Raw genomic sequence first — 26,455 nt, forward strand, 5'->3', positions numbered from 1 at the left:
CGCAGGCTACCGCTAGCGGCCGCGCAGCCGCCGTACGAGGATGCTGGCCTCCCCGCGGGTCTCCAGGTCGGCGAGGACGACGGCGACGGCCTCGCGGACGATGCGGCCGCGGTCGACGGCCAGGCCGTGCTCGCCCCGGAGCACCAGCCGGGCGTGTTCGAGGTCCATGAGTTCCTCGGCGGAGACGTACACGGTGATCTTCTCGTCGTGCCGCTCCCGTCCGCTGGGCCGCCGCGCGGCCCGTCCGCGCTTGCGCGGCTGGGCGGCGTCGGCCGGGGCGGCGGGACCCTCCTGCGCCGCCGGGCGCCGGGCCGGTCGTTCCCCGGTGGTCCGGCTGCGGGACTCCGCGGTCTCCACCGCCTCGGCGTCCACCGCCACGTGTTCCACGCCGTCGCCGTCGCCGCCCTGCACGGGCACCGACTGCGGCGCGTCCTCGGCGGGTGCCGCGTCGCTCTCCCCCGCGGGAGCGGGCACCCGGGCCGCGTCGCCGTTGGCGCGGCGGGGCGTGGACGGCTGGAGCGCCATGCCGCCTGTCGTACGGAAGAGTTCGTCGGCCCCCGGCAGACTCACTCGGCGTGACACCGGGCGAGCACCTCCCTGGCGAGCTGGCGGTAGGCGGCGGCACCGACGGAGTTGGAGGCGTAGGTCGTGATCGGCTCACCGGCGACCGTGGTCTCCGGGAAGCGCACGGTCCGGCCGATCACCGTGTGGTAGACGTGGTCGTCGAACGCCTCGACGACGCGCGCGAGCACTTCGCGGCTGTGCACCGTGCGCGAGTCGTACATCGTGGCGAGGATGCCGTCGAGCTGCAGGTCGGGGTTGAGCCGCTCCTGCACCTTCTCGATCGTCTCGGTCAGCAGCGCGACTCCGCGCAGCGCGAAGAACTCGCACTCCAGCGGCACGATCACCTTGTGCGCGGCGGTGAGCGCGTTCACCGTGAGCAGGCCGAGCGAGGGCTGGCAGTCGATCACGATGTAGTCGTAGTCGGGCACCAGCGGCTTCAGGGCGCGGGCCAGCGAGGACTCGCGGGCGACCTCGGAGACCAGCTGGACCTCGGCGGCCGACAGGTCGATGTTGCTGGGCAGCAGGTCCATGTTGGGGACCGCCGTCTTCAGCAGGACCTCGTCCGCGGACATGCCCCGCTCCATGAGCAGGTTGTAGACGGTGAGGTCGAGCTCCATCGGGTTGACGCCCAGACCGACCGACAGCGCGCCCTGCGGGTCGAAGTCGACGAGCAGCACCCGGCGGCCGTACTCGGCCAGCGCGGCACCCAGGTTGATGGCGGAGGTGGTCTTGCCGACGCCGCCCTTCTGGTTGCACATCGCGATGATCGTCGCGGGTCCGTGGTCGGTGACCGGGCCCGGGATCGGGAAGTACGGCAGCGGGCGGCCGGTCGGGCCGATGCGCTCGCGGCGCTGGCGGGCCGCGTCGGGCGCGAGGGTGGCCGCGTACTCGGGGTCGGGCTCGTACTCGGCGTCGGGGTCGTAGAAGTGTCCGTCGGGCAGTTCGTCGTAGTCGGCGAAGTGGTCGTGGGGCGCGCCACTTCCGTCGCCGGCCATGGCGTTCACGTGTTGACCGTCCAAGCTCTGGTGTGCCGCCCGCATCAGGTGCGGGCTCTGGTGGGCTGCGAAGGTGCGCACCGCTACGGAGCCGACAGCCTCGAGCCCCGTGGGACCCTGGCCCCGCGCAGGCGTTCCTGGTTGACCACCCCCGGGAGAAAATGTCGACTCATTCACAAGTCGTCTTACCTCCTTGGTGACCAGGAAACTTCTAGACAGGTCAGCGTGGCACCATGCCGACGATGGGCGACTCTATGGCGTGTCGGCCGTCCGCAGCAACACAATCCGCCGGACCCGGCCCGATGTGTCGGCAATGAAACATCCCGCTGTCAAGGGCGTACGGCCGTCGCACGACAGGTTCACCGGCGCGTGCAGGGGTGGTTGGTTTGCGTTCGAAGCGAGTTGACCGGGTGCGACGGAGTGACCCTACACACATCCGGCCGGACCTTCGCGGGCAAGGTCCGGCCGGTCGCGTCGCGTTGGCGCATCGTGTTGACGTCGTGTTGACGTATCGCCTTTCGGCGAAGGCGACTTGTCAGCCGAGGAGGGTCTCGAGCTGCACGTGCTCCAGGCCGTGCGCCTCGGCGACCTCCTTGTAAACGACCTTGCCGTCGTGGGTGTTGAGACCCTTGGCCAGCGCGGGGTCGCGGCGCAGCGCCTCGACCCAGCCGCGGTTGGCCAGTTCCACGATGTACGGCAGCGTGGCGTTGGTCAGTGCGTAGGTGGAGGTGTTGGGCACCGCGCCCGGCATGTTGGCGACGCAGTAGAAGACCGAGTCGTGGACGGTGAAGGTCGGCTCGGCGTGCGTGGTGGGCCGGGAGTCCTCGAAGCAGCCGCCCTGGTCGATCGCGATGTCGACAAGGACACTTCCCGGCTTCATGCGGGAGACCAGCTCGTTGGTGACCAGCTTCGGCGCCTTGGCGCCCGGGATGAGGACGGCGCCGATGACAAGGTCGGCGTCCAGGCAGGCCTTCTCCAGCTCGTAGGCGTTGGAGATCACCGTCTGGACCTTCGTGCCGAAGATCCGGTCGGCCTCGCGGAGCTTGTTGATGTCCTTGTCGAGCAGGGTGACGTGGAAGCCCATGCCGATGGCGATCTGCGCGGCGTTCCAGCCGGAGACGCCGCCGCCGATGACGACGGCCCGGCCGGCCTGCACCCCGGGCACGCCGCCGGGCAGCACGCCGCGGCCGCCGTTGGCGCGCATCAGGTGGTAGGCGCCGACCTGCGGAGCGAGGCGGCCGGCGACCTCGGACATCGGCGCGAGCAGCGGCAGGGCGCGGTTGGGCAGCTCGACGGTCTCGTAGGCGATCGCCGTCGTGCCCGACTCCAGGAGGGCGTCGGTGCACTCCTTGGAGGCGGCCAGGTGCAGGTAGGTGAAGAGGGTCTGGTCCTTGCGGAGGCGGTGGTACTCCTCGGCGATGGGCTCCTTGACCTTCAGCAGCAGGTCGGCGGTGGCCCAGACTTCGTCGGCGGTGTCGAGGATGCGGGCGCCGGCGGCGGTGTACTCGCCGTCCGTGATCGAGGAGCCGACGCCCGCGCCGCGCTCGATGAAGACCTCGTGGCCGTGGCGCACCAGCTCGTGCACACCGGCGGGGGTGATGGCCACCCGGAACTCGTTGTTCTTGACCTCGCGGGGGATGCCGACCTTCACGTCGATCACGGTCCTTGGCTCAGAGGGTTTGGGTATAGCACGACGTACCCGGGCGCAGCGGGCACACCGGGACACACCGCAGGAGAACGTGCGGCAGAGCCAGTCTAATGAAGGTATTCCCGGTGTCTAGCCTTTCATTGCATGGAATCTTCTGCGGGTGCCCTGCGGATTTCGCAAGCGTGCGCGTCGTGTCCCGGGAGTGGCTCACCTGCGGCGCCGTCCTGGACCGCCTCCTCATCCCCCAGGATGCGCTCGGCCGCGCGGCGGTGCAGCCGGGCGGCGGCGGGGTCGCCGAGCCGTTCCAGGGTGCCGGCGAGCCGCAGGTGCAGGGCCGCCCGCAGCCGTGCGTCGTCGGCGCGGCGCGCCCACTCCACAGCCTCCTGGCAGGTGCGCAGCGCCTCCTCGGGCCGCCCGGCGTACTCCTGCACGCGCGCCAACTCGCCGAGCGCGCGGGCGTGTGCGGCCGCGTCGCCCAGCCTGCGGTGGCCGGCGGCCGCGGCCCGCCAGTTGCGCAGCGCCTCGCCGTGGCGCCCGGCGCCGGTGTGCGCGGCGGCGATACGGCCGTAGAGCCGGGCGGCCTCGGCGTGCTCGGCACGGCCCAGCCGGTGGGTGAGGGCGCGGCCGTACCAGTCGGCGGCCCGGTCGTGGTCGCCGAGCTCCAGGTGGGCGTCCCCTACGGATTCCATCGCGCGGGCGGTGGCGTGGGGGTCGTCGGCCTCCCGTGCGGCGTCCAGCGCGGTCCGGTAGCGGGCCAGCGCGTCGGCGGTGCGGCCCGCGCGGGCGTCGAGGTCGGCGAGGTTCAGCAGGGCCGCGGCCTCCTCCCGGGGCAGGTGCTGCCGCTCGGCCACGTCCAGCATCATGCGGTGCACGTCGTACAGGTCGGGCGCGGCGGCCCGGGTGCCGACATGGGCGACCAGGGCGCGCACGAGCTGGGACAGCAGGCGCCGGGCCAGGTTGTCCAGCTCGCCGTCGGCGACGGCCACGCGGGCGGCGGCCAGCAGGGCGGGGGTGCGCAGGCGCAGCCAGTCGGCGGCCGCGCGGGGGGTGGGGAAGCGCAGCTCGCGGGGCAGGGCCTGGACGCGCTCGCGGGCCTGCGGGTGGTCGGTCTCGGTGATCGCCCGGCAGGACTGCAGCAGCCGCACGGTCCGCTCCAGCATCCGGGCGCGGGCCAGTTGCAGCTCGGCCGGGCGGTCCACGCTGTCGGCGAGGGAGCGCATCAGGGGGTGCAGGCAGCCGGGCACCCGGTACTCCGGCAGCGGGGAGGGCACCGCCTGCAGCAGGCCGAGGGCGACGAAGTCGTCGAGCAGGACGCGGGCGCCGTCGACCGAGCAGCCGGCCAGCGCGGAGGCGGTGTGCGGGTCGACGTACCCGGCGGGGGCGAGGGAGAGCAGCCGCAGCATCCGGGCGGCCGGCGCGGGCAGGCCGGCGTGGACCAGCCGGAAGACGCGGTGCAGCGGCGGGCTGTCGTCGGCCTCGGCGTGCAGCTGCTGGGCGAGGTCGGCGACGGCCGCCTGGGGGCGGGCGGCGAGCCAGCCGCCGGCCAGCATCAGCGCGGCGGGCTGGCCCTGGCACTCCTCGGCGAGCCGCTCGGCGGAGCGCGGGTCGACGGTGATGCGGACGGAGCCGGCGTGCCGGGACAGCAGCTCCACGGCCGACTTGGTGTCCAGCCCGCCCAGCGTGCAGGGGCGCACGTCCGGGATGCCGGTGAGCGGGCCCCGGGAGACGGCGACGGCCAGGCACGCGGAGGTGTCCGGCAGCAGCGCGTCGACCTGGTCCGCGCCGGCCGCGTCGTCCAGCAGCAGCACCGCGCGCTTGTCCGCGAGGGCGGTGCGCACCGCCTCGCTCAGCTCGTCCTCCGCCGCCCCGGCCGGGGCGGGCAGGCCGAGCGCGGTCAGCAGCTCGCGGGCGGTGCGCCCGGTCGGTACGGGGGTGCCGTCGGGCTCGCTGAGCCGGGCGCGCAGCACCCCGTCCTGGTAACGGTCGGCGACCTGCCGTACCAGTTCCTCGGCGAGCGCGCTGCGCCCCGACCCGGGCCGTCCGGCGATCAGCAGCACGCGGGCGCGGGGCGCCTTGCGGCCGGCCAGCGTGTCCAGCCCCGCGCGCTCGATGTCGGCGCGCAGCTCCTTCAACTCCCGTGTGCGGCCCAGGAACCGGCCGTCCGCGGCGCCGGTGTGCCGCGCGCGCCCCGACGACGGCTGCACGCCGCCCGAACCCACCGCCTGATCCGTCACGGGCCACACTCCCGTCCCACCGCACACGCAAGCCCGCCGGGGCCCCGGTCCGGGCTTTCCCAGAGCCTAGTTCACGCTCTGCGACGTCTCGGGCGGAGCGCGACGGGAGGATCCCCTGATCGGATCAGAAGACCGTCACACCGGCAGGTGCGTTCGGGGGGACCGTCGCTCCGGGGGACGGTACGACGGTTCGGGGTTCAAGACCGTTCGGGGCTCGGGGCCGTCCGGGGCTCGGGGCCGTCCGGGACCGGAGACCGTCCGGGACCGGAGGCCGTTCGGGCTCGCGTCCGTTCAGGACTCGAACGGACGTGCCGGCCACGGCGCCTGAGCCGGACGCAGCGCGTCCAGGCCGTCGGCCTGGCGGGCGGCCACGAGGGAGAGGACGCCGACGACGAGGCAGTTGTTGTGCAGCTCGCCGGCGAGGACACCGCGCACCAGCTCGGAGACGGGGACGCGGGCGATCTCCAGCTCGGTCTCCTCGTGCTCGGCCTCGAAGCGCTCGCCCTCGGCCTCGGTCAGGCCCCGGGCGAGGAAGATCCGCACGGCTTCGTCGCAGCCGCCGGGCGTGGTGTACACGTCGGTCAGCACCCGCCAGTCCTCGGCCTTGACGTGTGCCTCCTCGTACAGCTCGCGCTGGGCGGCGTGCAGCGGGTTCTCGCCGGGCACGTCGAGCAGGCCGGCCGGGATCTCCCACAGCCGCTGCCGCACGGGGTGGCGGTACTGGCGGATGACCAGCACCCGGTCCTCCTCGTCCAGGGCGAGGACGGCCACGGAGCCCGGGTGGACCTGGTAGTCGCGGCGGACCACCGACCCGTCGGGCATGACCACCTCGTCGGTGCGCACGGAGGTCTTGTTGCCCTTGAAGGGGGTCTCCGTGGCCCGGATCTCCCACTCCTCGGCGGTGTCCCTGATCGTCATGCCCTGTCCTTCCACGCGCGCGGGCGAAGCCGGGGTACTCACCTTCCGAAGGTTCCGATTCCGAAGGTTCCGAAGGCGGGTACCCCGGCCACCGTACAACTGTTGTGCCAGTGCCCGGTCGTCGTGCTACCGCCCGTTCTTCCGCTCGACGGCGGCCTTCACCAGCCCGGCGAAGAGCGGGTGGGGGCGGGTCGGGCGAGACCGCAGCTCCGGGTGGGCCTGGGTGGCCACCAGGTAGGGGTGCACCTCGCGCGGGTACTCCACGTACTCCACGAGCTTGCCGTCGGGGGAGGTGCCGGAGAACACCAGGCCCGCCTTCTTCTCCAGCTCCGCCCGGTAGGCGTTGTTGACCTCGTAGCGGTGCCGGTGGCGCTCCTCGACGTACTCCTTGCCGTCGTAGACCTCGCGCACGATCGAGCCCTCGGCCAGCTTGGCCGGGTACATGCCCAGCCGCATGGTGCCGCCCATGTCGCCCTCGCCGGCGACGATGTCGAGCTGCTCGGCCATGGTGGAGATCACCGGGTGGGCGGTGGCGGGGTCGAACTCGGTGGAGTTGGCGTCGGGGATGCCGGCCAGGTTGCGCGCGGCCTCGATGACGATGCACTGCAGGCCCAGGCACAGCCCCAGCAGCGGGATCTTGTTCTCGCGGGCGTAGCGGATCGCGCCGACCTTGCCGGCCACGCCGCGGTCGCCGAAGCCGCCGGGGATGCAGATGCCGTCCACGTCGGCGAGCTGCCGCTCGGCGCCGGCCGGGGTCTTGCAGTCGTCGGAGGTGACCCACTTGATCTTCACGCGGGCCCGGTGCGCGAAGCCGCCCGCGCGCAGCGCCTCGGTGACCGACAGGTAGGCGTCGGGCAGGTCGATGTACTTGCCGACCAGGGCGAGGGTGACCTCCTCCTTCGGGTGGTGCACCCGGTCCAGCAGGTCGTCCCACTCGCGCCAGTCCACGTCCCGGAAGGGCAGGTCCAGCTTGCGCACGACGTAGGCGTCCAGGCCCTCGGAGTGGACGACCTTGGGGATGTCGTAGATGGAGCGCGCGTCGGGGCAGGCCACCACGGCGGCCTCGTCCACGTCGCACATCAGGGAGATCTTCCGCTTGATCGCGGTGGGCACCTCGCGGTCGCAGCGCAGCACGATCGCGTCGGGCTGGATGCCGATGTTGCGCAGCGCGGCCACGGAGTGCTGGGTCGGCTTGGTCTTCAGCTCGCCGGAGGGGCCGATGTACGGCAGCAGCGAGATGTGCACCACGAAGACGTTGTCCCGGCCGACCTCGTGGCGGACCTGGCGGACGGTCTCCAGGAACGGCAGCGACTCGATGTCGCCGACCGTGCCGCCCACCTCGGTGATCACCACGTCCACGTCGTCGCCGGCCATGCGCCGGATGCGGTGCTTGATCTCGTTGGTGATGTGCGGGATGACCTGCACGGTGTCGCCCAGGTACTCGCCGCGCCGCTCCTTGGCGATCACCGTCGAGTAGACCTGGCCGGTGGTGACGTTGGCGGAACCGTCCAGGTCGCGGTCGAGGAAGCGCTCGTAGTGGCCGATGTCCAGGTCGGTCTCGGCGCCGTCGTTGGTGACGAACACCTCACCGTGCTGGAAGGGGTTCATCGTGCCCGGGTCGACGTTCAGGTACGGGTCGAGCTTCTGCATGACGACCCGGAGTCCGCGGGCCTTGAGCAGCATGCCGAGACTGGAGGCGGTCAGGCCCTTGCCGAGCGAGGAGGCGACACCCCCGGTGACGAAGATGTGCTTGGTCGTCGTGGCTGTGCTGTTTCGGAAAGCAGCGGGCGGCATGGCCAAGAGGGGGCTCCCGTGGTCGCGGTCTGGAGGGCGGTGCGGCGTCTTCCGCCCGGAGGTCTCCGGGGGCGCCGTCGCTGCGGTTCGGGGGGTTCGAGCCCACCGGTCCACGGGCTACCAGCGTATCAGCGCCGCGGCGCCGGTGATGTGCGGCGGCTTTCGGCCACGCTCCGCGCTCGCGCCGACACGTGTCGCGTCGCTGTCGCGCTTCTCACCCCCGGCCCACCCGTTCGGCGCACGCGGGTTGCCCGGAGCAGCGCGCGGATCATCTGCATGCGTCGTATCCTGCTCGGACACTCGCTGCCGAGCCCGGCCGGCAACACGGCACCACCCCCGCCCGTAAGCACCGGAACAACGAGAGCTCGTCAGTTCGCTGAGCAACAACTGTGGCCATAACCGCCGTTTTGTCCCCTGGCTGAACGACGGTTTTGCCTCGTTGCTCGACGACGCATTACAACGACCCCTTGACCGCACTAGCGACAGCCCCCTGTGCGGGGGTGACGTGGCCGTTCGACTGGAGTTGCACGTGGCCGGGCGCATCGAAGACTACGCACTCATCGGAGACATGCAGACCGCCGCACTGGTCTGCCGGGACGGGACAGTGGACTGGCTGTGCCTGCCCCGCTTCGACTCGCATGCCGTCTTCGCCGGTCTGCTGGGCACCGAGGAGCACGGCTTCTGGCGCCTGGGCCCGGCCCACGCCGCCGGCGCCGAGCCGCCGCGCGCCGCCCGGCGCAGCTACCGCGGCGACTCGCTGATCCTGGAGTCCGAGTGGGACACCCCGCGCGGCACGGTCCGCGTGACGGACTTCATGCCTCCGCGCGAGGGCGCGCCCCAGCTCATCCGCATCGTCGAGGGCGTCTCCGGCCGCGTCCCGATGCGCTCGGCCCTGCGCATGCGGTTCTCCTACGGCCGGATCGTGCCCTGGGTGCACAAGCACGAGGGGCGCACGGTCGCCGTCGCCGGCCCCGACTCGGTGTGGTTCGACACGACCGCCGAGACCTACGGCAAGGGCCTGACCACGTACGCGGACTTCACGGTCGCGCCGGGTGACCGCATCGCCTTCACCCTCTCCTGGCAGCCCTCGCACAAGGAGCCGCCGGCGCTGCCGGAGCCGGAGCAGTCGCTGGAGGCGACGGAGGAGTTCTGGCGCGAGTGGGTCGGGCACTGTACGTACCACGGCCCCTACCGCGAGGCCGTCGTCCGCTCCCTGATCACGCTCAAGGCGCTGACGTACGCCCCCACCGGCGGCATCGTCGCCGCCCCCACGACCTCCCTGCCCGAGGAGATCGGCGGCGTCCGCAACTGGGACTACCGCTACACGTGGCTGCGCGACGCCGCCATCACCCTCTCCTCCCTGCTGCGCACCGGCTACCGCGAGGAGGCCCGTGCCTGGCGCGAGTGGCTGCTGCGCGCGGTGGCCGGCGATCCGGAGAACCTGCAGATCATGTACGGCATCGCCGGCGAGCGCGAGCTGGGCGAGGCGGAGCTGGACTGGCTGCCCGGCTACGAGAACTCCGCCCCGGTCCGTATCGGCAACGGCGCCGCCAGCCAGCTCCAGCTCGACGTCTACGGCGAGGTCACCGAGGCGCTGCACCTGGCGCACATGACCGGCCTGGCCCGCAACGACTACGCCTCCGTGCTCCAGCTCAAGCTCATCCGGTACCTGGAGCGGCACTGGGACGAGCCCGACGAGGGCATCTGGGAGGTGCGCGGCCCGCGCCGCCACTTCGTGCACTCCAAGGTCATGGCCTGGGTCGCCGTCGACCGCACCATCAAGCTCATCGAGTCCGGCGACGCCGACGGCCCCCTGGAGCGCTGGAAGGAGCTGCGCGACGAGATCCACCGGGACGTGTGCGAGAAGGGCTACGACAAGGAGCGCAACACCTTCACGCAGTCCTACGGCTCCAAGGAGCTGGACGCCTCCCTGCTGCTGATCCCGCAGGTGGGCTTCCTGCCGCCCGACGACAAGCGGGTCATCGGCACCGTCGAGGCCATCCAGCGCGAGCTGTCCACCCCGGACGGCTTCATCCTGCGCTACCCCACGGACGGCGAGAAGGCCGGCGTCGACGGCCTCCCCGGCGACGAGGGCGCCTTCCTCGCCTGCTCCTTCTGGATGGCCGACGACCTGGCGATGATCGGCCGCGTGGAGGAGGCGAGGAGGCTGTTCGAGAAGCTGCTGTCGCTGCGCAACGACGTCGGCCTGCTGGCGGAGGAGTGGGACCCCCGCCTGAAGCGCCAGGTGGGCAACTTCCCGCAGGCCTTCAGCCACGTGCCCCTGATCGACACGGCACTGCGGCTGACGGCGAGCGGGGCGTACGGGGGCTGAGCGGGGCGTACGGGGGCCGAGCGGGGCGTACGGGGGCCGAGCGGGGCGTACGAGGGCTGGGCGGCCGCCGCGCCGGGAGGCTGCCTTCCCCGCGAATCCCCAGGTAGCGTCCGCTGCATGAGTCACCCCAGCGTCCCTGGGGGCGCACCGGCCGGCATCACGGTCGGGCGTGCCCTGGAACTGCCCACCCTCCGCAGCGGCCTGCCCGAGATCCTCGTCGGCGCCGACGCGCTGCACCGTCCCGTGCGCTGGGTCCACGCCGGCGAGGTCCCGCACATCGCCTCCCTCCTCAAGGGCGGCGAACTCCTCCTCACCACGGGCTACGGCCTCGGCGCCCGCCCCGCCGACCAGCGCGCCTTCGTCCGCACCCTCGCCGAGCGCGGCATCGCCGCCCTGGTCGTCGAGCTCGGCCCCCGCTTCACCCGCCTGCCGGCGGCCATCGTCGACACGGCACGGGCCGCCGGCCTGCCCCTGGTGCAGCTGCACCGCGAGGTGCCGTTCGTCACGGTCACCGAGGAGATCCACACCGAGATCGTCAACGGCCACTACGCACTGCTGCAGCGCGCCGAGGAGGTGCACCGCCGCTGCACCGAGGCGCTGCTGGCCGGCGGCGGGATCCCGCAGGTCCTGGCCGTCCTGGCCGGCTTCGGCGGCAACCCGGTGTTCCTGGAGACCACCGGCGGCCGCCTGCTGTACGCGGCCGGATCCGGACCCGAGGGCGCGGACGCGCTGCAGGTGTGGGAGGGGCTGCGCGGCACGCACCAGCAGGACCCGCCGCCGGCGGGCTCGGTGCTGGTGGACATTCCGGGCGGCGGTCCGGGCACCGGCGCGGTGCGCGCCCGCCTGGTGCTGCTGCCGGTGTGCGCGCCGCTCGCCCCGGTGCACCGCATGGCGGCCGAGCGCGTGGCGGGCGTCCTGGCCGTGGTGCTGATGCAGGCCCGCCAGGAGGAGGAGCTGGCGGCGCGCGGCCGCGGCGACTTCCTCACCGACCTCGCCGAGGGCCGCATCGCCCCGCAGGACGCCCCGGCGCAGGCCCGGGTGCTCGGTTTCCGGCCGGGGGACGGCCCGCTGCTGCCGGTCGTGATGCGGCTGGGCGACACCGTCTCCGCCGGCGGCTGGGCCGTGCTGGCCCGCGCGGTGGCGGAGGAGCTGGCGGCGGTGGGGGTGCCGGTGCTGCCGGGCGTACGGCCGGTGGAGGGCCGGGTCCCCCTGCTCGCCGGTCTGCGCTCGGAGGGCGAGCGGGCCGCGGTCGCGGACCGGGTGGCGGCGGCGCTGCGGGCGGGGGTGGAGCGGGCCGGGGTCCAGCGGCCGGGCGCGCCGCCGCCGGTCGTGGTGGTCGGCGTCGCGGGCGGCTGGCCGGCGGCCGCGACGGGCCTGCGGCACGCGGCCGAGGCGGCGACCGCGGCACAGGGCCTGGCGGACCGGCCCTGGTACGACGCCCGCCGCCTCGACATCGACCTGCTGCTGTGGCGGCTGCGCGACCACCCGGACCTGGCGGCGTTCGTGGAGCGCACGATCGGCCCCCTGCGCGAGCACGACCGGCGTTCCAGGCCGCCGCTGCTGCCCACGCTGGAGACGTACCTGGCGCACGCCGGCCGCAAGGCGGAGACGGCCCGCGAACTGCACCTGAACCGCCAGACGCTCTACAACCGCCTGGCCCGCATCGGCGAGTTGCTCGGCACCGACCTCGACGACCCGCACACCGTGCTGGCGCTCGGCCTGGCCCTGCGCGCCCGCCGGCACGTGCCCTGAACCACGTCCGCGGCGGGCGGTGCCGCACCGCGGGCGGTACAGCACCGCGGGCGGTACAGCACCGCGGGCGGCGCCTCACAGCAGCGGCCGGTGCTGCGTCAACTCGTCGTAGATGCTGAGCACTTGGGCGACGTTGTCGTCCTCGGTGGGCCAAGTGGCCGCCTGCCGGGCGCCCTTGTCCTTGAGCTCCTCGCGGCGCCCGGGGTCGCCGAGCAGCCGCACCACGGCGTCGGCGAAGGCCGCCGGGTCGCCGGGCGGCACGAGTTCGGCGGCGTCGCCGACGAGTTCCAGGACACCGCCGGCGGCGGCCGCGACGAGCGGCACGCCCGCGTGCAGGGCCTCCTGCGCCAGCACGGAGCGGGCCTCCCCGCTCGCCGGCAGCAGCGCCAGATCGGCGGCCGTGAGCAGCTCGGCCACGTCGTCGCGCCGCCCGAGGAGCCGTACCGGCAGGCCCTCGTCCTCGATCCGCCGCTGCAGCACGGGCCGCAGCGGCCCCTCCCCCGCGACCACCACCAGCGGCACCGGGTCCAGCCCGCGCCAGCTGCGGGCGGCGTCCAGCAGCAGCTCGTGGCCGCGGTGCCGCTCCAGGGCGCCGACGGCGACCAGCAACGGCCGCCCGGTGACGCCGAGTTCGGCCCGCGTCTTGGGCCGCAGCCGGTCCGGGTCGCCGGTGCCGGACGCCGTGCGGCACGGCCGCGGGACGGCCACCGGGGACAGCCGGGCGTCCCGCGCGCCCCGGCCGCGCGCCCGGTCCACCAGGTGCGAGGTGGTGCCCAGGACCACGGTGGCCGCCTTCGCCACCCGCCGCTCCAGCAGCCGCAGGAAGTGGGCGCGGGCGCCCTCGGCGTGCGCGTGGTTGTGCCAGGTGACCACGAGCGGGGTGCCGCGTCCGCCGAGCGCGAGCACGGCGCGGAAGGAGGCGTGCAACCCGTGCGCGTGCACCAGGTCGGCGCGTGTGCAGGCCGCCCGCAGCGCCGCCACCGACGCCGGGTCGCTGCTGCGGGGCACGGCCACGTGTTCGGCTCCGGCGCCCGTGAAGTCGTAGCGCAGCTCCGCCTCGGCGGGCGCGCACACCGTGACCCTCACCCCCCGCGCGACGAGCCCCGCGGTCAGGGAGCGCACGTGTGCTCCCCCAAGCTCTTCGAGCAGGGGGTGCCCCCTGCTGCCGGCGTTGCCCCCGCCGAGCACCTGCACGGTGCGCAGCGGCGACTGGCCGTGCGGTGAGTGGCTGCTCACGGGGGTCACGTGGCCGTGCTCCTGGTTTCGGTCGGGTGGTCGCGAGGCAACGTACCGAAGGCGGCGGACGCGGGGGCGCACGCGCGCCTTCCCGCGCGCTGCGTTCGCCGCGTTCGCCGCGTTCGCTGCGTTCGCTGCGTTCTCCGGCTCTTCCGCCAAGGATGCCAGCACGTACGGGTGTTCCGGGAACCGTCACCGGCTCCGACCGTGCCGGCGCAGGCCGACACGCCGCCGCTTGTCACCCACATGGGTGATAGGACCGGCCACCGTGCCCGCGCGGGCCGACCGCCCGCCGCCCATCCGGCCGCCGCCCACCCGGCCGACGCCGTGTCACGCGCCGCCGCCCCGCGCGAGGCCGCTCACCCGCTCCCCGCAGACCGCCGCGGCCACCACGGCGGCCGCGCAGGCGGCCAGGCGGGCCCGTCCGCCGCCCGCCGCGACGGCCGCCCCGAGTGCCGCTCCCAGCGCGTGCGCCCCCGTGTCGCCGATCATCGTGCGCTCCCCGAGGTCGTCGGGCAGCACGGCCGCGGCGGCGCCCGTCGCGGCGGCCGCCAGTCCGGCGCCCGGCCCGCTCCGCAGCGCCTGGGGCGCGCCGAGCGCGAGCACCGCGCCGGCGGCCCGCCCGGGACGCACGTCGAGGAGGTTGACGAAGTGCGCGGTCCCGGCGACGACGACCCCCGCGAGCAGCCGGTCCAGCGGCCGCTTGCGCAGCCGCGCCCCGGCGAGCAGTCCGGCCGCGCAGACGCCGAACAACTTCACCGCCCCGCTGGTGACTTCGCCGTGCCGCAGCGCGGTCAGGTGCGCCCGGAAGCCGCGCCGCGGATCACCGGCGCCCACGACGTCGTCGTACGCCCCGCACGCGCCCGCCGCCAGCACCGCCAGCCCGGCGGCCGGCCGCACCCGCCCGGCCCCGGCCGCCGCCGCGAGGGCGGTCGCGGGGCCGGCGTACAGTCCCACGGTCCGCCCGGCGTGGTTCTCGCGCTCCCAACGCGCCCGCCCGCCGGGCGCCTTGGCGCGCAGGGCGGCCGTGACGGCGCGGGCGGCACCGGCGGAGAGAACGAACGGGACGACGGCGGACGTGCGGTTGACCATGCCGTCACCCTACGACAGCCGCCCACCGCACTTCTGACGAGCCGTCAGAAAGGCTGCACGCCCGGCATCCACGCCGCGCATCCGGCGGCCCACGGCACTACGCACCCGACGCCCCGGCACCGCGCACCCGCGCGCCCGTCACACCTCGGCCCGCGCCGTCGCCAGCAGTTCCTCCGCGTGCGCCCGGGCCGTCTCGGAGTCCTCCTGCCCGGCCAGCATCCGCGACAGCTCCCGGATGCGCTCCTCGCCCTCCAGCACCCGCACGCCGGAGCGGGTCACCGAGCCGTCGTCGGTCTTCTCCACCAGCAGCTGCCGGTCGGCGAAGGCGGCGACCTGCGGCAGGTGGGTGACGACGATGACCTGCGCGGTCTTCGCCAGCCGCGCCAGCCGCCGCCCGATCTCGACGGCCGCCTTGCCGCCGACGCCGGCGTCGACCTCGTCGAAGAGGTACGTCGGCACCGGGTCGGTCCCGGCAAAGACGACCTCGACGGCCAGCATCACACGGGACAGCTCGCCGCCGGAGGCGCCCTTGGCGATGGGCCGGGCCGGGGCGCCGGGGTGCGGGGCGAGCAGCAGCTCCACCTCGTCGACGCCGTGCGGGCCGTAGGCGACCGTACGGCCGCCGACCTCGACGCCGTCCGGGTCCTCGGTCTGCCGGATCTCGAACGACACACGCGCGTGCGGCATCGCCAGCGAGGCCAGCTCGGCGGTCACCGCCGCCGCGAACCGCTGGGCGGCCTCCTGCCGTGCCTCACTCAACTCCTGCGCCAGCCCACCCAGTTCGGCGCGCAGTGCGTCCCGTTCCGCGGTCAGCTCGCCGATCCGCTCGTCGTCGCCCTCCAGCTCGGTCAGCCGGGCGGCGCTGCGCTCGGCCCACGCCAGGACGGCGGCGACGTCCTCGCCGTACTTGCGCGTCAGCGCGTTCAGCGCGGCCCGCCGCTCCTCCACGGCCGCCAGCCGCAGCGGATCGGCGTCCAGGTCGTCGGCGTACCCGGCCAGCTCGCCCGCCACGTCGGTGAGGAGGATGGCGATCTCCCCGATCCGGTCGGCGAGCGCCGCCAGCTTCGGGTCGTGGGAGCGCACCGCCTCCAGGGCCCGCTGCGCGCCCGCGACGAGCGTGGCGGCGTCGACGCCCTCGGGGTCCTCCGGGTCGCCGGCCAGCGCCACGTGCGCGGCCGCCGCGGCGGACGCGAGCGCCTCGGCGTACCCGAGCCGCTCCGCCTCCTCCGCCAGCTCCACGTCCTCCCCGGCGCGCGGCTCGACGGCCGCGATCTCCTCCAGGCCGAAGCGGAGCATGTCGGCCTCCTGGGCGCGCTCCCGCGCGCGCGTGGTGATCTCCTCCAGCTCGGCGGAGACCGCGCGCAGCCGCCGGTAGGCCTCCCGGTACTTGACGAGCGGCACGGCGACCGCGTCCCCCGCGTAGCGGTCCAGCGCCTCCCGCTGCCGGGACTGCTTCAGCAGCCCCTGCTGGTCGGTCTGCCCGTGCACGGCCACCAGCTCGTCCGCGAGTTCCGCGAGCAGCCCCACCGGCACGCTCCGCCCGCCCAGGTGGGCCCGCGAGCGGCCCTCGGCCGAAACGGTACGGCTGACCAGCAGCGCCCCCTCGTCCAGCTCGGCGCCGGCCTCCTCGGCCCGCAGGACGGCGGGGGCGTCCGCGGGCACGCTGATCCGCCCCTCGACGACCGCGTGCTTCGCGCCGACGCGGACGAGCGCCGGGTCCGCGCGCCCGCCCAGCAGCAGTCCCAGACTGGTGACCACCATGGTCTTGCCCGCGCCCGTCTCGCCTGTGACCGCGGTGAAGCCGGGCGACAGCTCGACGACGGCGTCCTCGATGACGCCGAGCGACCGTATCCGCATCTCCTCCAGCACGGACACGACCTTACGAGGTTCGTGACGGTAAGTGCGACACCGGTCGCCATGTCGGCCCGGGGGCGCAGCGGCCCGCGCCCCGGCGGTCCCCGTCCGCCGCCGCTAGTGCGGCGCCCCCCGCCATCCCTGCACCGGCAGCGCGAACTTCGCCACCAGCCGGTCGGTGAACGAGGAGTGGTGCAGCCGGGCCAGCCGCACCGGCACGGCTCCCCGCCGGACCTCCACCCGCGCCCCCGGCGGCAGCTCCACCGTCCTGCGGCCGTCGCACCACAGCACCCCGGGCGGAACGTGCGGCAGCACCTCCACCGCGAGCACGGAGTCCGGTGAGGTGACGAGGGGCTTGGCGAACAGCGCGTGCGCGCTGATCGGCACCATCAGCAGCGCCTCCACCTCCGGCCACACCACGGGTCCCCCGGCGGAGAAGGCGTACGCCGTCGACCCGGTCGGCGTCGACAGCACGATCCCGTCGCACCCGAAGCCCGTCACCGGACGCCCGTCGATCTCCAGGACGACCTCGAGCATCCGTTCGGCGGACACCTTCTGCACGGCGGCCTCGTTCAGCGCCCAGTCGGTGTGCACGAGGTCGCCGTTGCGGTGCACGACGACGTCGATCGTCATGCGCTCCTCGACCTCGTAGGAGCGCGCCACGACCCGGTCGACGACCTTGTCGAGGTCGTCGCGCTCGGCCTCGGCGAGGAAGCCGACACGGCCGAGGTTGACGCCGAGCATCGGCACCCCGGAGGCGCGGGCGAACTCGGCGCCGCGCAGCAGCGTGCCGTCGCCGCCGAGCACGATGAGCAGCTCGCACCCGTCGAGGCACTGCGGGGTGGCCTCCTTGACCAGCTCCACCTCGTCCGGCAGCGGCAGGTCGCGCGCCTCCGCCTCCAGGACGCGCACGCTCAGCCCCGACTTGAGCAGCCCCTTGACGACGAGCTCCGCGCTGCGCACGGCCGCGGGCCGCCCGGTGTGGGCGAGCAGGAAAACAGTACGACCATGGTTCTGTGTCAACGCGGCCCCTCCGCCACTGCACGGTCAACATCGGCCGGGTCCAGCTGCGGTGCCCCGGCCCGGAGCCACAGAAAGTACTCCACGTTGCCCGAGGGACCGGGCAGCGGACTGGCGGTGACTCCCCGCACGCCGAGCCCGAGTTCCCAGGCCCGTTCGGCCACTTTGCGCACGGCCTCCGCGCGCAGCTGCGGGCTGCGCACCACGCCCCCGCTGCCGAGCCGTTCCCGGCCCACCTCGAACTGCGGCTTGACCATCATCACCAGATCGGCGTCCGGCGTCGTGCACCGCACCAGGGCGGGCAGCACCAGTCCGAGCGAGATGAAGGACAGATCCCCCACGACCAGTTCCACGGGCTCCCCATCGATCGCCTCCAGCGTCAACTCCCGTACGTTCGTACGGTCCTTGACGGTGACGCGTTCATCGCTCCGCAGCGACCAGGCGAGTTGGCCGTATCCGACGTCCACGGCGACGACGTGCGCGGCGCCCGCGCGCAGCAGCACGTCGGTGAAACCCCCGGTGGACGCGCCGGCGTCGAGCGCCCGCCGCCCCTGCACGACGAGCCCCTGCGGCACGAACGCCTTCAGAGCGCCGGCGAGTTTGTGGCCGCCGCGGGAGACGTACTCGGGTTCGCTGTCGTCACGGGCGACGACGATGGCGGCGCCGGTCTCCACCTGGGTGGCGGGCTTGGTCGCGACGGTCTTGCCGACGGTGACCCGCCCGGCGGCGATCAGCTGGCTGGCGTGCTCCCGCGAGCGGGCGAGCTTGCGGCGCACCAGCTCGGCGTCCAGTCGGCGGCGTGCGACTCCTGCCACGGTCGGTTCAGCTCCTGCGGTCGTACGGCGGTGCGGGCGTCCGGGGGCCCGGGGGCGCGGTGGGCGCCGGGGTTCCCGGGGGCGGTGCGGGCACCGGGGGTCCCGGGCGGGTGTCGAGCGCGGTGAGCGCGTCGCGCAGCCCCCGGTGTACATCCTCGTACACCGCCACGTGCCCGTCGGTGGCGAGGTGGTCGGCGTCGGCCAGCCGCTCCAGGGCGGCGTCGACCTCGGCGTGGCCGGTGGGGGTGCGGGGGACGTCCAGGGGGGCGGGCGCGGACGGGTCGTGCTCCGGCTCGGCGGGCGTCTCGTCCGACGTCTCGGCGGGTGCCTCGGCCGGCGTCCCGTCCGGCGTCTCCGCTTCGGGCATCGCGTCGCTCATGCCCCGACGCTACCCCGAACGGCTGCGGTACCGTCGATCGCGATGGCCACGATCGAGGAGTGCCGCGCCGCACTCGACAAGCTCTCGGACAGCATGCGGCACGCCGAGGGGGACGTCCGCGAGGCCGTGTCCCTGGACCGCTCGGTGAGCTGCCACATCAGGGACCTGGACGTCACCTTCGTCGGCCGTCTCACGGGCGGCCGGATCCGGGTGGACGACACCGTGCCGGGACCGCCGCCCGAGCGGGCCGAGATCCGGCTGGCCATGGACGGCGACGACCTGGTGGCGCTGGTCGACGGGGAGCTGCACTTCGCCAGAGCCTGGGGGTCGGGGCGGGTGCGGCTGGAGGCCGGTTTCCGCGACCTGCTGCGGCTCAGGAAGCTTCTGTAGCCACGCTTCCCCTCCCGGGGACGCCGCCTTCGGTGCCGCTCTCCGTCCCGGGGACGCCGCCTCCGGCGCCGCTCCCCGTCCCGGGGGTGCCGCCCCGGGCGTTCCCGCGTGTCCGGGCCCGGCGTGCGGCCGGCACGACCAGGGGGGTCCCCGTCTCCGGGTCGGCGATGACCTGGCAGCGCAGCCCGAAGACCTCCTCGACGAGTTCGGCGGTGACGATGTCGCCCGGCGCGCCCTGGGCGATCACCCGGCCGTCGCGCAGGGCGACGAGGTGGGTGGCGTAGCGGGCGGCGTGGTTGAGGTCGTGCAGGACGGCGACGAGCGTGCGGCCCTGCTGCTCGTGCAGGTCGGCACAGAGGTCGAGGACGTCGATCTGGTGCTGGATGTCGAGGTACGTGGTCGGCTCGTCGAGCAGCAGCAGCGGCGTCTGCTGGGCGAGCGCCATGGCGATCCACACGCGCTGGCGCTGCCCGCCGGACAGCTCGTCGACGTAGCGGTCGGCGAGTTCGGCGACGCCGGTCCGCTCCATCGACTCCCGCACGACCCGCTCGTCCTCGTCCGACCACTGGCGCAGGATGCCCTGGTGCGGGTAGCGGCCGCGGGCGACCAGGTCGGCGACGGTGATGCCGTCGGGCGCGATCGACGACTGCGGCAGCAGGCCGAGGGTGCGGGCGACCTGCTTCGCGGGCATGGTCTGGATGGCCTGCCCGTCGAGCAGCACCCGGCCCCGGGCGGGCCTGAGCATCCGTGACAGGGCGCGCAGGAGCGTCGACTTGCCGCACGCGTTCGGGCCGACGATCACCGTGAAGGAGCGGTCGGGGATCTCCACCGACAACTGCTCGGCGATGACCCGCCGGTCGTAGGCGAGGGTGACGTTCTCGGCGGCGAGACGGTTCACGGTGCTCCTTGTGTCCTTGCGCCTTGTGTCTTTGCGCCTTGCGTCCTTGCGCCCTGTGTCCTTGCCTCTTGTGCCGTGCGGCTCGCGGGCGGTCACATCCGGCCCGCCCGGCGCTCGGTGACCAGCAGCCACAGCAGGTGGACGCCGCCGAGGACGCCGGTGACGACGCCGACGGGAAGCTGGTCGGCGCCGAAGACGCGCTGCGCCGTCCAGTCGGCGGTGACCAGCAGGACGGCGCCCATGCACAGGGAGGCGACCAGGTGGGGGCCGGACACGGCGGCGCCTTTCGCGCCCTTGGGGCGGCGGGGGAGGGTCAGGCGCCGGGCGAGCTGGGGCGCGGTGAGCGCGACGAAGGCGATGGGGCCGGCGGCGGCGGTGGCGGCCGCGGTGAGCAGCACGGCCGCGGTCGTCAGCAGGACCCGCACCCGCTCGACGCGCACCCCCAGGGCGTACGCCGTGTCGTCACCCATCTCCATCATGCGCAGCCCGCGCGCGTTGCCGAGGACGACGGGCAGCAGGACGGCGCACAGCGTGAGCAGCGGCCAGACCTGGCTCCAGTCGCGGCCGTTGAGGGAGCCCGTCATCCACACCACGGCGCGGGCCGCGTCGACCAGGTCCGCCTTGGTGATGAGGTAGCCGTTGACGGCGACGAGGACGGCGTTGACGCCGATGCCGACCAGCACGAGCCGGTAACCGTGCACGCCCTGCCGCCACGCCAGCAGGTGGATGACGGCGCCGGTGGCCAGCCCGCCGGCGAGCGCCCCCGCGGCGACCTGGGCGGCCGAGCCGGACAGCAGCACGATGACGACGAGCGCGCCGGCCGCCGAGCCCTGCCCGAGGCCGAGCACGTCCGGACTGCCCAGCGGGTTGCGGGAGACGGACTGCAACAGCGCCCCGGCGAGCCCGAGCGCGGCGCCCACCAGCAGCGCGACCAGGACCCGCGGCAGCCGCAGCTCGCGGACGACGAACTCCTGGCCCGGATCGCCGTCCCCGGCCAGCGCCCGCAGCACGTCGCCGGCCGGGACGGGGAAGTCGCCGGTGCCGATGAGCAGCACGCTCATCGTGAGCGCGACGGCCAGCAGCACCAGGACGACGGTGCACGCCCGCACGTCCAGGCGGACCGAGAAACCGTCCCGGGTGCGCAGCACGCGGGTGCGGGAGGGGGGAGTCCTCACAGCTTCGCCGTCCTTCCGCGCCGGACGAGCAGGACGAACACCGGGCCGCCGAGCACCGCGGTGACGATGCCGACCTGCAGCTCCGAGGGCCGCACCACCATGCGCCCGACGACGTCGGCGCCGAGCAGCAGCACGGGCGCCAGCACGGTCGTGTACGGCAGGATCCAGCGCAGGTCGGGGCCGGTGATGGAGCGCACCACGTGCGGCACCATCAGCCCGACGAACACAATCGGCCCGCAGGCCGCGGTGGCCGCGCCGCACAGCAGCGTCGCGGCGGCCATGGCCAGGGCGCGGGTGCGGCCCGGGTGGGCGCCGAGCGCGCGGGCGGTGTCGTCGCCCATCTGCAGGGCGTTGAGCGGTCGGGCGAGGGCGAGCGCGAGGACGGTGCCGACGGCGAGGAACGGCAGTACCCGGATGATCGTGCCCCAGGTGGCCGAGGAGAGCGAGCCGACCGTCCAGAAGCGCATCCGGCCCAGCGCCGCGTCGTCCAGGATCATCACGGCCTGGACGTATCCGGTGAGCGCGGCGGCCACCGCCGTGCCGGCCAGTGCCAGCCGCACCGGTGTGGCCCCCCGTCCGCCGCCCAGGAACCACACCAGCGCGCCAACGGCGGCCGCCCCGAGGAAGGCGAACCACACGTATCCGGTCAGTGAGTTGACGCCGAGGTACGTGAGTGCGGTGACGACGGCGGCGGACGCGCCGGCGTTGATGCCGAGCAGCCCGGGATCGGCCAGCGGATTGCGGGTCACCGCCTGCAGTATCGCCCCGGACAGCCCGAGCGCGGCACCGGCCAGCAGCCCGAGCGCGGTCCGCGCCAGCCGCCCGCGCACCACCACGTCGCCGTAGGTGCCGGTGTCGCCGAACAGCCCGTGCCAGACCTGCCCCACGGACAGTTCTCGGGCGCCGATCGCGATGCTGGCCAGCGCGACCAGCGCCAGGATTCCCACGGACGCGAGAAGCCCCGCGGTCCGGGTCGCCCGGCGTTTCCAAGGTGCCACGGCGGCTGCCGCCGCGTGCCGTTCGGGAGGACTGTCGACGAACACCCGGTTAGGTTAGCCTATCCTTCCAGCCACCCGGGTTCCGCCAGCCGTCCGGGTTCCGCCGACCGCCCGAGGTTCCGCCGACCGCCCGAGGTTCCGTGGCCGGTCCCCGCTCCTCACCACCCCAGCCGCGCCAGCGCCTTCTCCGCGTCCAGCTCGCACACCCCCTGCCCGGCCGCGGTCCAGGCCGCCGCGCACAGTGCCCGCAGCCCGTCCACCGCCTCGCCGTCACCGTCCAGCTCCAGCCGGTCCGTTCCCGCCCGGGCCGTCCAACCCCCGCACTGGAAACCTCCGTCGGCTTCGGTCACCTCCGGCTGCGGCGCCGGCAGCCCCCGCAGGTCGGCGTCGACGTACGTCGGCCGGTGCTGCGGCGGCGCGGCCAGCAGCTTCACCGCGTCGGTCACACCGGTCAGCACCAGCAGCGAGTCCACACCCCCGTTGAACGCCCCCTCGATGTCGGTGTCCAGCCGGTCCCCCACCACCAGCGGCCGCTTCGCGCCGGTCCGCAGGATCGTCTCCCGGTGCATCGGCGGCAGCGGCTTGCCCGCCACCTGCGGCTCCGCCCCCGTGGCGATGCGCACCACCTCCACCGCGGCCCCGTTGCCCGGCGCGATGCCCCGGCCGCTGGGAATGGTCAGGTCGGTGTTGGACGCGAACCAGGGCACGCCCCGCGCCACGGCGTAACTGGCCTCCGCCAACCGCCCCCACGGCAGCTCCGGCCCGCCGTACCCCTGCACCACCGCCGCCGGGTCGTCGTCGGCGGACTCCACCGGCACCAGCCCCCGCTCCCGCAGCGCGACCCGCAGCCCCTCGCCGCCGACCACGAGCACCCGCGCGCCCTCGGGCACCTGCTCGGCGACCAGCCGGGCCACCGCCTGCGCCGACGTGATGACGTCCGACGCCTCGGCCGGTATGCCCAGCTCGGTCAGGTGCGCCGCCACGGCATCCGGGGTCCGCAGCGCGTTGTTGGTGACGTACGCCAGGTGCATCCCGCCGTCCCGGGCGGCGGCGAGCGACTCGACGGCGTGCTCGATCGCGCGGCCGCCGGCGTACACCACCCCGTCCAGGTCGAGCAGCGCGGTGTCGTACGCCTCGCTCAGGGCCTGCCCACTGCCCTCGGGCCTCGTCCTGACGCCCTGGCTCATGTCACATCGCTCCTCGGACTCCACGGATCTTCCGCCTGTTCCCCCGATCATCCCCCATGCCACCGACACCCGTACGATGCCGGGATGAATACTGCAGGTCACTCGCCGGAGACAACGCGCCGGGGCCTCGAACTCACCCCGTTCCGGGGCCTGCGCTACGACCCCGAACGGGTCGGCAGCCTGGCCGCCGTGACGTCTCCCCCGTACGACGTCGTGGTACGCCCCGACGGCCTGCTCCACCTCCAGTCCGCGCACCCGAACAACATCGTCCGCCTCATCCTGCCGCAGGCCGCCACTCCCAGCGCCCGCACCGAGCAGGCCGCGGACACGCTGCGCCGCTGGCTGTCCGACGGCGTCCTGGCCGCGGACCCCGAACCGGCCCTGTACGTCTACGAGCAGCGCGACCCCACCGGTCTGCTCCAGCGCGGCGTCATCGGCGCGCTGCGCCTGACCGACCCGGCCGACGGCGTGGTCCTGCCCCACGAGGACGTGATGCCGCACGTCGTCGCCGAGCGCGCCGCCCTGATGCGCGCCACCCGCGCCAACCTGGAACCCCTCCTGCTGACCTACCGCGGCGGCACCACCACCGACACCACCACCCTCGTCGAGCGCACCGCCGCCCAGCCGCCGCTGCTGTCGACGACCACGGAGGACGGCGTCCACCACCGCCTGTGGGCCCTCACCGACCCCGCCGACATCTCCCGCGTCCAGGCCGACCTGGCCCGCCACCAAGCCCTGATCGCCGACGGCCACCACCGCTGGGCGACCTACTGCCGCCTGCGCACCGAGCACCCCTCCCCCAGCCCGTGGGACTTCGGCCTGGTCCTGCTGGTCGACACGGCCCGCTACCCACTGCGCGTCCGCGCCATCCACCGGCTCCTGCACGGCCTGCCGGTCTCCCGGGCGCTCGCCGCCCTCGACGGCCTCTTCCGCGTCCGCCGCCTCGCCGTGCCGCTCCCCGACGCCCTGGAGGCGCTGGCCGACGCGGCCGGCGCGGGCAACGCCTATCTCCTCGCCGGCGACGGCGCCTTCCACCTGGTCGACCGCCCCGACCCCGGCCTGCTGGCCCGTACGGTCCCGGCCGGCCGGCCCGCCGCCTGGCGCGCCCTGGACGCGACCGTCCTGCACGCCGCGCTCCTCGCCCACGTCTGGCGCATCCCCGAGGACTCCGCGGCCCACGTCTCCTACATCCACGACACGGCCGCCACCGTGGAGAAGGCGGAACGCGACGGCGCCACGGCCGTTTTGATGCACCCGGTCCGCGAGGACGTCGTCCGCGACCTGGCCCGCCAGGGCGTCACCATGCCCCGCAAGTCGACGTCCTTCGGCCCGAAACCGGCGTCGGGCCTGGTCCTGCGCACGCTGGAGCCGTGAACGCGCGAGGGCGGGACCCCGTTGCGGGGTCCCGCCCTCGTCACCGACGTACGTCAGTCCTTCTTGTCGCCGCCGTCGCCGTCACCGTCGTTGTCAACGCCGTCGTCGTCACCGTCCACGACGTCCTCGTCGGCGAGGGTCTCGTCGAGCGCGTCGGTGAACTCCACGCCGTCCAGCTCGGCCAGCCGGTCGGAGGCGTCCGTGCTGCCGTCCCGGTCGGCCTCGAGGGCCTTCGCGAACCACTCGCGCGCCTCCCGCTCCCGCCCGGCGGCGAGCAGCGCGTCGGCGTAGGCGTACCGCAGCCGCGCGGTCCACGGCTGGGCCGAGGTGGAGGCCAGTTCGGGGCTCTGCAGCGTCACGATGGCCGCGTCCAGCTGCCCCATGTCCCGCCGGGCACCGGCCGCGACGAGCCGCATCTCGACCTGGCCGGCCTTGTCGAGCTTGTGCACCTCCGGCGCGCCGGCCATCTCCAGCGCCTTCTCGGGCCGCCCGAGGCCGCGCTCGCAGTCGGCCATGACGGGCCACAGGTCCACCGCTCCGGTCATCCGCCGCGCGGCCCGGAACTCGGCGAGCGCCTCGCCGTACTTCTGGTTCGCGTACGCCGCGAACCCGGCCGCCTCCCGCACGGCGGCGACGCGCGACGCCAGCCGCAGCGCCACCTTGGCGTAGCCGTACGCGGCCTCCGGGTCGTCGTCGATCAGCCGCGCCACCATCACCAGGTTGCGGGCCACGTCGTCGGCGAGCGTCTTGGGCAGGCTCTGCAGCTCCTGCCGTACGTCCTTGTCGATCTCGTTGCCGGTGACGTCCTCCGGGATCGGCAGCCGCTTGATCGGCTCCCGGTCCCGCTCCTCACGGAACCGGCCGCCGCCGCGCCGGTCGTCGCGCCCGCGGAAGCCTCCCGGGCGTCCACCGCGGTCGTCACGGCGGGGCTCGCCCCGGCCGCTCGGGGTCCGCCCCCGGAAGCCGCCGCGCTCACCACGGCCCTCCTCGCGCCGGAACCCGCCGCCGCGCCGCTCGTCCCGCCGGGCCTCGAACCGCCCGGTCCGCTCACCGCGTTCGGAACGCTCACTCCGTTCGCTCCGCTCGGACCGTCCCGGCCGCTCGGTGTCCCGCCGCTCACCCCGGCGGTCCTCCCGCCAGTCGTCACGGCGCTCGTCCCTACGATCGTCCCTGCGCCAGTCGTCCCTACGGCCTTCCCGGCCGCGGAAGCCGCCGCGGTCACCGCGGTGGTCGTCCCGGTCCCGGCGGAAGCCGCCGCGCTCGGGGCGCTCCGCACGGTCGCCCCACCGGTATCCGCGGTCGCGGTCATCGCGGTCCCGGAAGCCCCTGCGGTCGTCACGGCGGTCGTCACGGCGGTCATCACGCCGGTCGCCGCGCCGATCATCGCGACGGTCGTCGCGGCCGCGGTCGTCCCGCCGACCGTATCCGCCACGGTCGCGGTCGTCGCGCCGGACATGTCCTCCACGGTCGCCACCGCGGTCGTTGCCGCGCCGGGCGCCGCCCTGGTACCCGCCGCGATCGCCACAATCACCACTGTCCCGGCGGCGCTGCTCGCGCTCCGGACGCTCGTCGGGAGAGTTGGTGGACATCGGGGGCTCCTGTCTTTCTGTACCGCAACGTCATTCTCGCGCAGCCGGGTACCCGGATGCGCTCCGGGAAAAGAAAAGGACCCCTGACGCCAGCTGAACGCTGGTGACCAGGGGTCCTCCACGAATTGTTCGGCGGCGTCCTACTCTCCCACAGGGTCCCCCCTGCAGTACCATCGGCGCTGTAAGGCTTAGCTTCCGGGTTCGGAATGTG

At 74.4% G+C, this 26,455-nt stretch carries 21 protein-coding genes; 4 read left to right on the forward strand and 17 right to left on the reverse strand.

Annotated elements, in window-relative coordinates:
• Positions 1-12 precede the first annotated feature (12 nt).
• The 6 genes from IE225_RS28150 to pyrG form a co-directional block, all read right to left on the reverse strand.
• Entirely contained in the window at positions 13-582 is a 570-nt protein-coding gene (locus IE225_RS28150; RefSeq protein WP_190060448.1) for a hypothetical protein, read from the reverse strand.
• Positions 567-1,736 carry a ParA family protein gene (locus IE225_RS28155; protein ID WP_190060449.1) on the reverse strand — a complete coding sequence of 390 codons (1,170 nt, stop codon included), beginning with the start codon at positions 1,734-1,736 and terminating at the stop codon, positions 567-569. Before IE225_RS28155 ends, IE225_RS28150 begins: the two co-directional genes overlap by 16 nt.
• Before the next feature lie 358 nt (positions 1,737-2,094).
• On the reverse strand, positions 2,095-3,219 hold the full coding sequence (ald, locus tag IE225_RS28160; protein ID WP_190060450.1) for an alanine dehydrogenase: 1,125 nt from the start codon (positions 3,217-3,219) through the stop codon (positions 2,095-2,097).
• A 125-nt stretch (positions 3,220-3,344) separates the two neighbouring features.
• Positions 3,345-5,441 (reverse strand): tetratricopeptide repeat protein, encoded by a 2,097-nt coding sequence (locus IE225_RS28165; protein WP_190060451.1) that lies wholly within the window; start codon positions 5,439-5,441, stop codon positions 3,345-3,347.
• Positions 5,442-5,732: 291 nt separating this feature from the next.
• Positions 5,733-6,359 carry an NUDIX domain-containing protein gene (locus IE225_RS28170; RefSeq protein ID WP_190060452.1) on the reverse strand — a complete coding sequence of 209 codons (627 nt, stop codon included), beginning with the start codon at positions 6,357-6,359 and terminating at the stop codon, positions 5,733-5,735.
• A 126-nt stretch (positions 6,360-6,485) separates the two neighbouring features.
• Positions 6,486-8,153 carry a CTP synthase gene (gene pyrG, locus IE225_RS28175; RefSeq protein WP_190060453.1) on the reverse strand — a complete coding sequence of 556 codons (1,668 nt, stop codon included), beginning with the start codon at positions 8,151-8,153 and terminating at the stop codon, positions 6,486-6,488.
• Between the two features lie 529 nt (positions 8,154-8,682).
• Here pyrG and IE225_RS28180 point away from each other — a divergent pair.
• Together IE225_RS28180 and IE225_RS28185 are read left to right on the forward strand one after the other, a co-directional pair.
• Positions 8,683-10,485: a glycoside hydrolase family 15 protein gene (locus tag IE225_RS28180; protein ID WP_190060469.1), complete on the forward strand. Its 1,803-nt coding sequence runs from the start codon at positions 8,683-8,685 to the stop codon at positions 10,483-10,485.
• Positions 10,486-10,602: 117 nt separating this feature from the next.
• Positions 10,603-12,237 (forward strand): PucR family transcriptional regulator, encoded by a 1,635-nt coding sequence (locus IE225_RS28185; RefSeq protein WP_190060454.1) that lies wholly within the window; start codon positions 10,603-10,605, stop codon positions 12,235-12,237.
• A 75-nt stretch (positions 12,238-12,312) separates the two neighbouring features.
• Here the strand turns inward: IE225_RS28185 and IE225_RS28190 are convergent, their stop codons facing one another.
• The 6 genes from IE225_RS28190 to IE225_RS28215 all read right to left on the reverse strand — a co-directional run bounded on the left by IE225_RS28190 (position 12,313) and on the right by IE225_RS28215 (position 18,633).
• Entirely contained in the window at positions 12,313-13,482 is a 1,170-nt protein-coding gene (locus IE225_RS28190; RefSeq protein WP_190060455.1) for a glycosyltransferase family 4 protein, read from the reverse strand.
• A 321-nt stretch (positions 13,483-13,803) separates the two neighbouring features.
• The gene (locus tag IE225_RS28195; protein ID WP_190060456.1) at positions 13,804-14,565 is read right to left on the reverse strand and encodes a hypothetical protein; all 762 of its coding nucleotides are present in this window, start codon (positions 14,563-14,565) and stop codon (positions 13,804-13,806) included.
• A 138-nt stretch (positions 14,566-14,703) separates the two neighbouring features.
• Positions 14,704-16,422 carry a DNA repair protein RecN gene (gene recN, locus IE225_RS28200; RefSeq protein WP_190060470.1) on the reverse strand — a complete coding sequence of 573 codons (1,719 nt, stop codon included), beginning with the start codon at positions 16,420-16,422 and terminating at the stop codon, positions 14,704-14,706.
• A gap of 114 nt (positions 16,423-16,536) precedes the next feature.
• Entirely contained in the window at positions 16,537-17,442 is a 906-nt protein-coding gene (locus IE225_RS28205) for an NAD kinase (protein ID WP_190060457.1), read from the reverse strand.
• On the reverse strand, positions 17,439-18,254 hold the full coding sequence (locus tag IE225_RS28210) for a TlyA family RNA methyltransferase (RefSeq protein WP_190060458.1): 816 nt from the start codon (positions 18,252-18,254) through the stop codon (positions 17,439-17,441). The genes IE225_RS28205 and IE225_RS28210 overlap by 4 nt, the downstream gene beginning before the upstream one ends.
• A gap of 7 nt (positions 18,255-18,261) precedes the next feature.
• On the reverse strand, positions 18,262-18,633 hold the full coding sequence (locus IE225_RS28215; RefSeq protein WP_190060459.1) for a hypothetical protein: 372 nt from the start codon (positions 18,631-18,633) through the stop codon (positions 18,262-18,264).
• A 42-nt stretch (positions 18,634-18,675) separates the two neighbouring features.
• Here IE225_RS28215 and IE225_RS28220 point away from each other — a divergent pair, with 42 nt between their 5' ends.
• Positions 18,676-19,023: a sterol-binding protein gene (locus IE225_RS28220; protein ID WP_190060460.1), complete on the forward strand. Its 348-nt coding sequence runs from the start codon at positions 18,676-18,678 to the stop codon at positions 19,021-19,023.
• Here the strand turns inward: IE225_RS28220 and IE225_RS28225 are convergent.
• The 4 genes from IE225_RS28225 to IE225_RS28240 form a co-directional block, all read right to left on the reverse strand.
• Positions 19,007-19,921, reverse strand: coding sequence for an ABC transporter ATP-binding protein (locus IE225_RS28225; RefSeq protein ID WP_190060461.1), 915 nt, complete (start codon positions 19,919-19,921; stop codon positions 19,007-19,009). The genes IE225_RS28220 and IE225_RS28225 overlap by 17 nt on opposite strands.
• Before the next feature lie 92 nt (positions 19,922-20,013).
• A complete protein-coding gene (locus tag IE225_RS28230) occupies positions 20,014-21,096 on the reverse strand; it encodes a FecCD family ABC transporter permease (protein ID WP_190060462.1) in 1,083 nt (360 codons plus the stop codon).
• Positions 21,093-22,139: a FecCD family ABC transporter permease gene (locus IE225_RS28235; protein ID WP_190060463.1), complete on the reverse strand. Its 1,047-nt coding sequence runs from the start codon at positions 22,137-22,139 to the stop codon at positions 21,093-21,095. Before IE225_RS28235 ends, IE225_RS28230 begins: the two co-directional genes overlap by 4 nt.
• 113 nt (positions 22,140-22,252) lie before the next feature.
• Positions 22,253-23,281: an HAD-IIA family hydrolase gene (locus IE225_RS28240; protein ID WP_190060464.1), complete on the reverse strand. Its 1,029-nt coding sequence runs from the start codon at positions 23,279-23,281 to the stop codon at positions 22,253-22,255.
• 84 nt (positions 23,282-23,365) lie between these two features.
• On the opposite strand from IE225_RS28240, the gene IE225_RS28245 reads away from it, so the two are divergent.
• Positions 23,366-24,655: a DUF1015 family protein gene (locus IE225_RS28245; RefSeq protein WP_190060465.1), complete on the forward strand. Its 1,290-nt coding sequence runs from the start codon at positions 23,366-23,368 to the stop codon at positions 24,653-24,655.
• 53 nt (positions 24,656-24,708) lie between these two features.
• Here IE225_RS28245 and IE225_RS32785 read toward each other — a convergent pair whose 3' ends face one another.
• Complete coding sequence (locus IE225_RS32785; protein WP_194667544.1) at positions 24,709-25,476, reverse strand: tetratricopeptide repeat protein; 768 nt, start codon at positions 25,474-25,476, stop codon at positions 24,709-24,711.
• Positions 25,477-26,455 lie beyond the last annotated feature (979 nt).

The sequence above is a fragment of the Streptomyces echinoruber genome (assembly GCF_014651135.1).
GTDB lineage: Bacteria > Actinomycetota > Actinomycetes > Streptomycetales > Streptomycetaceae > Streptomyces > Streptomyces echinoruber.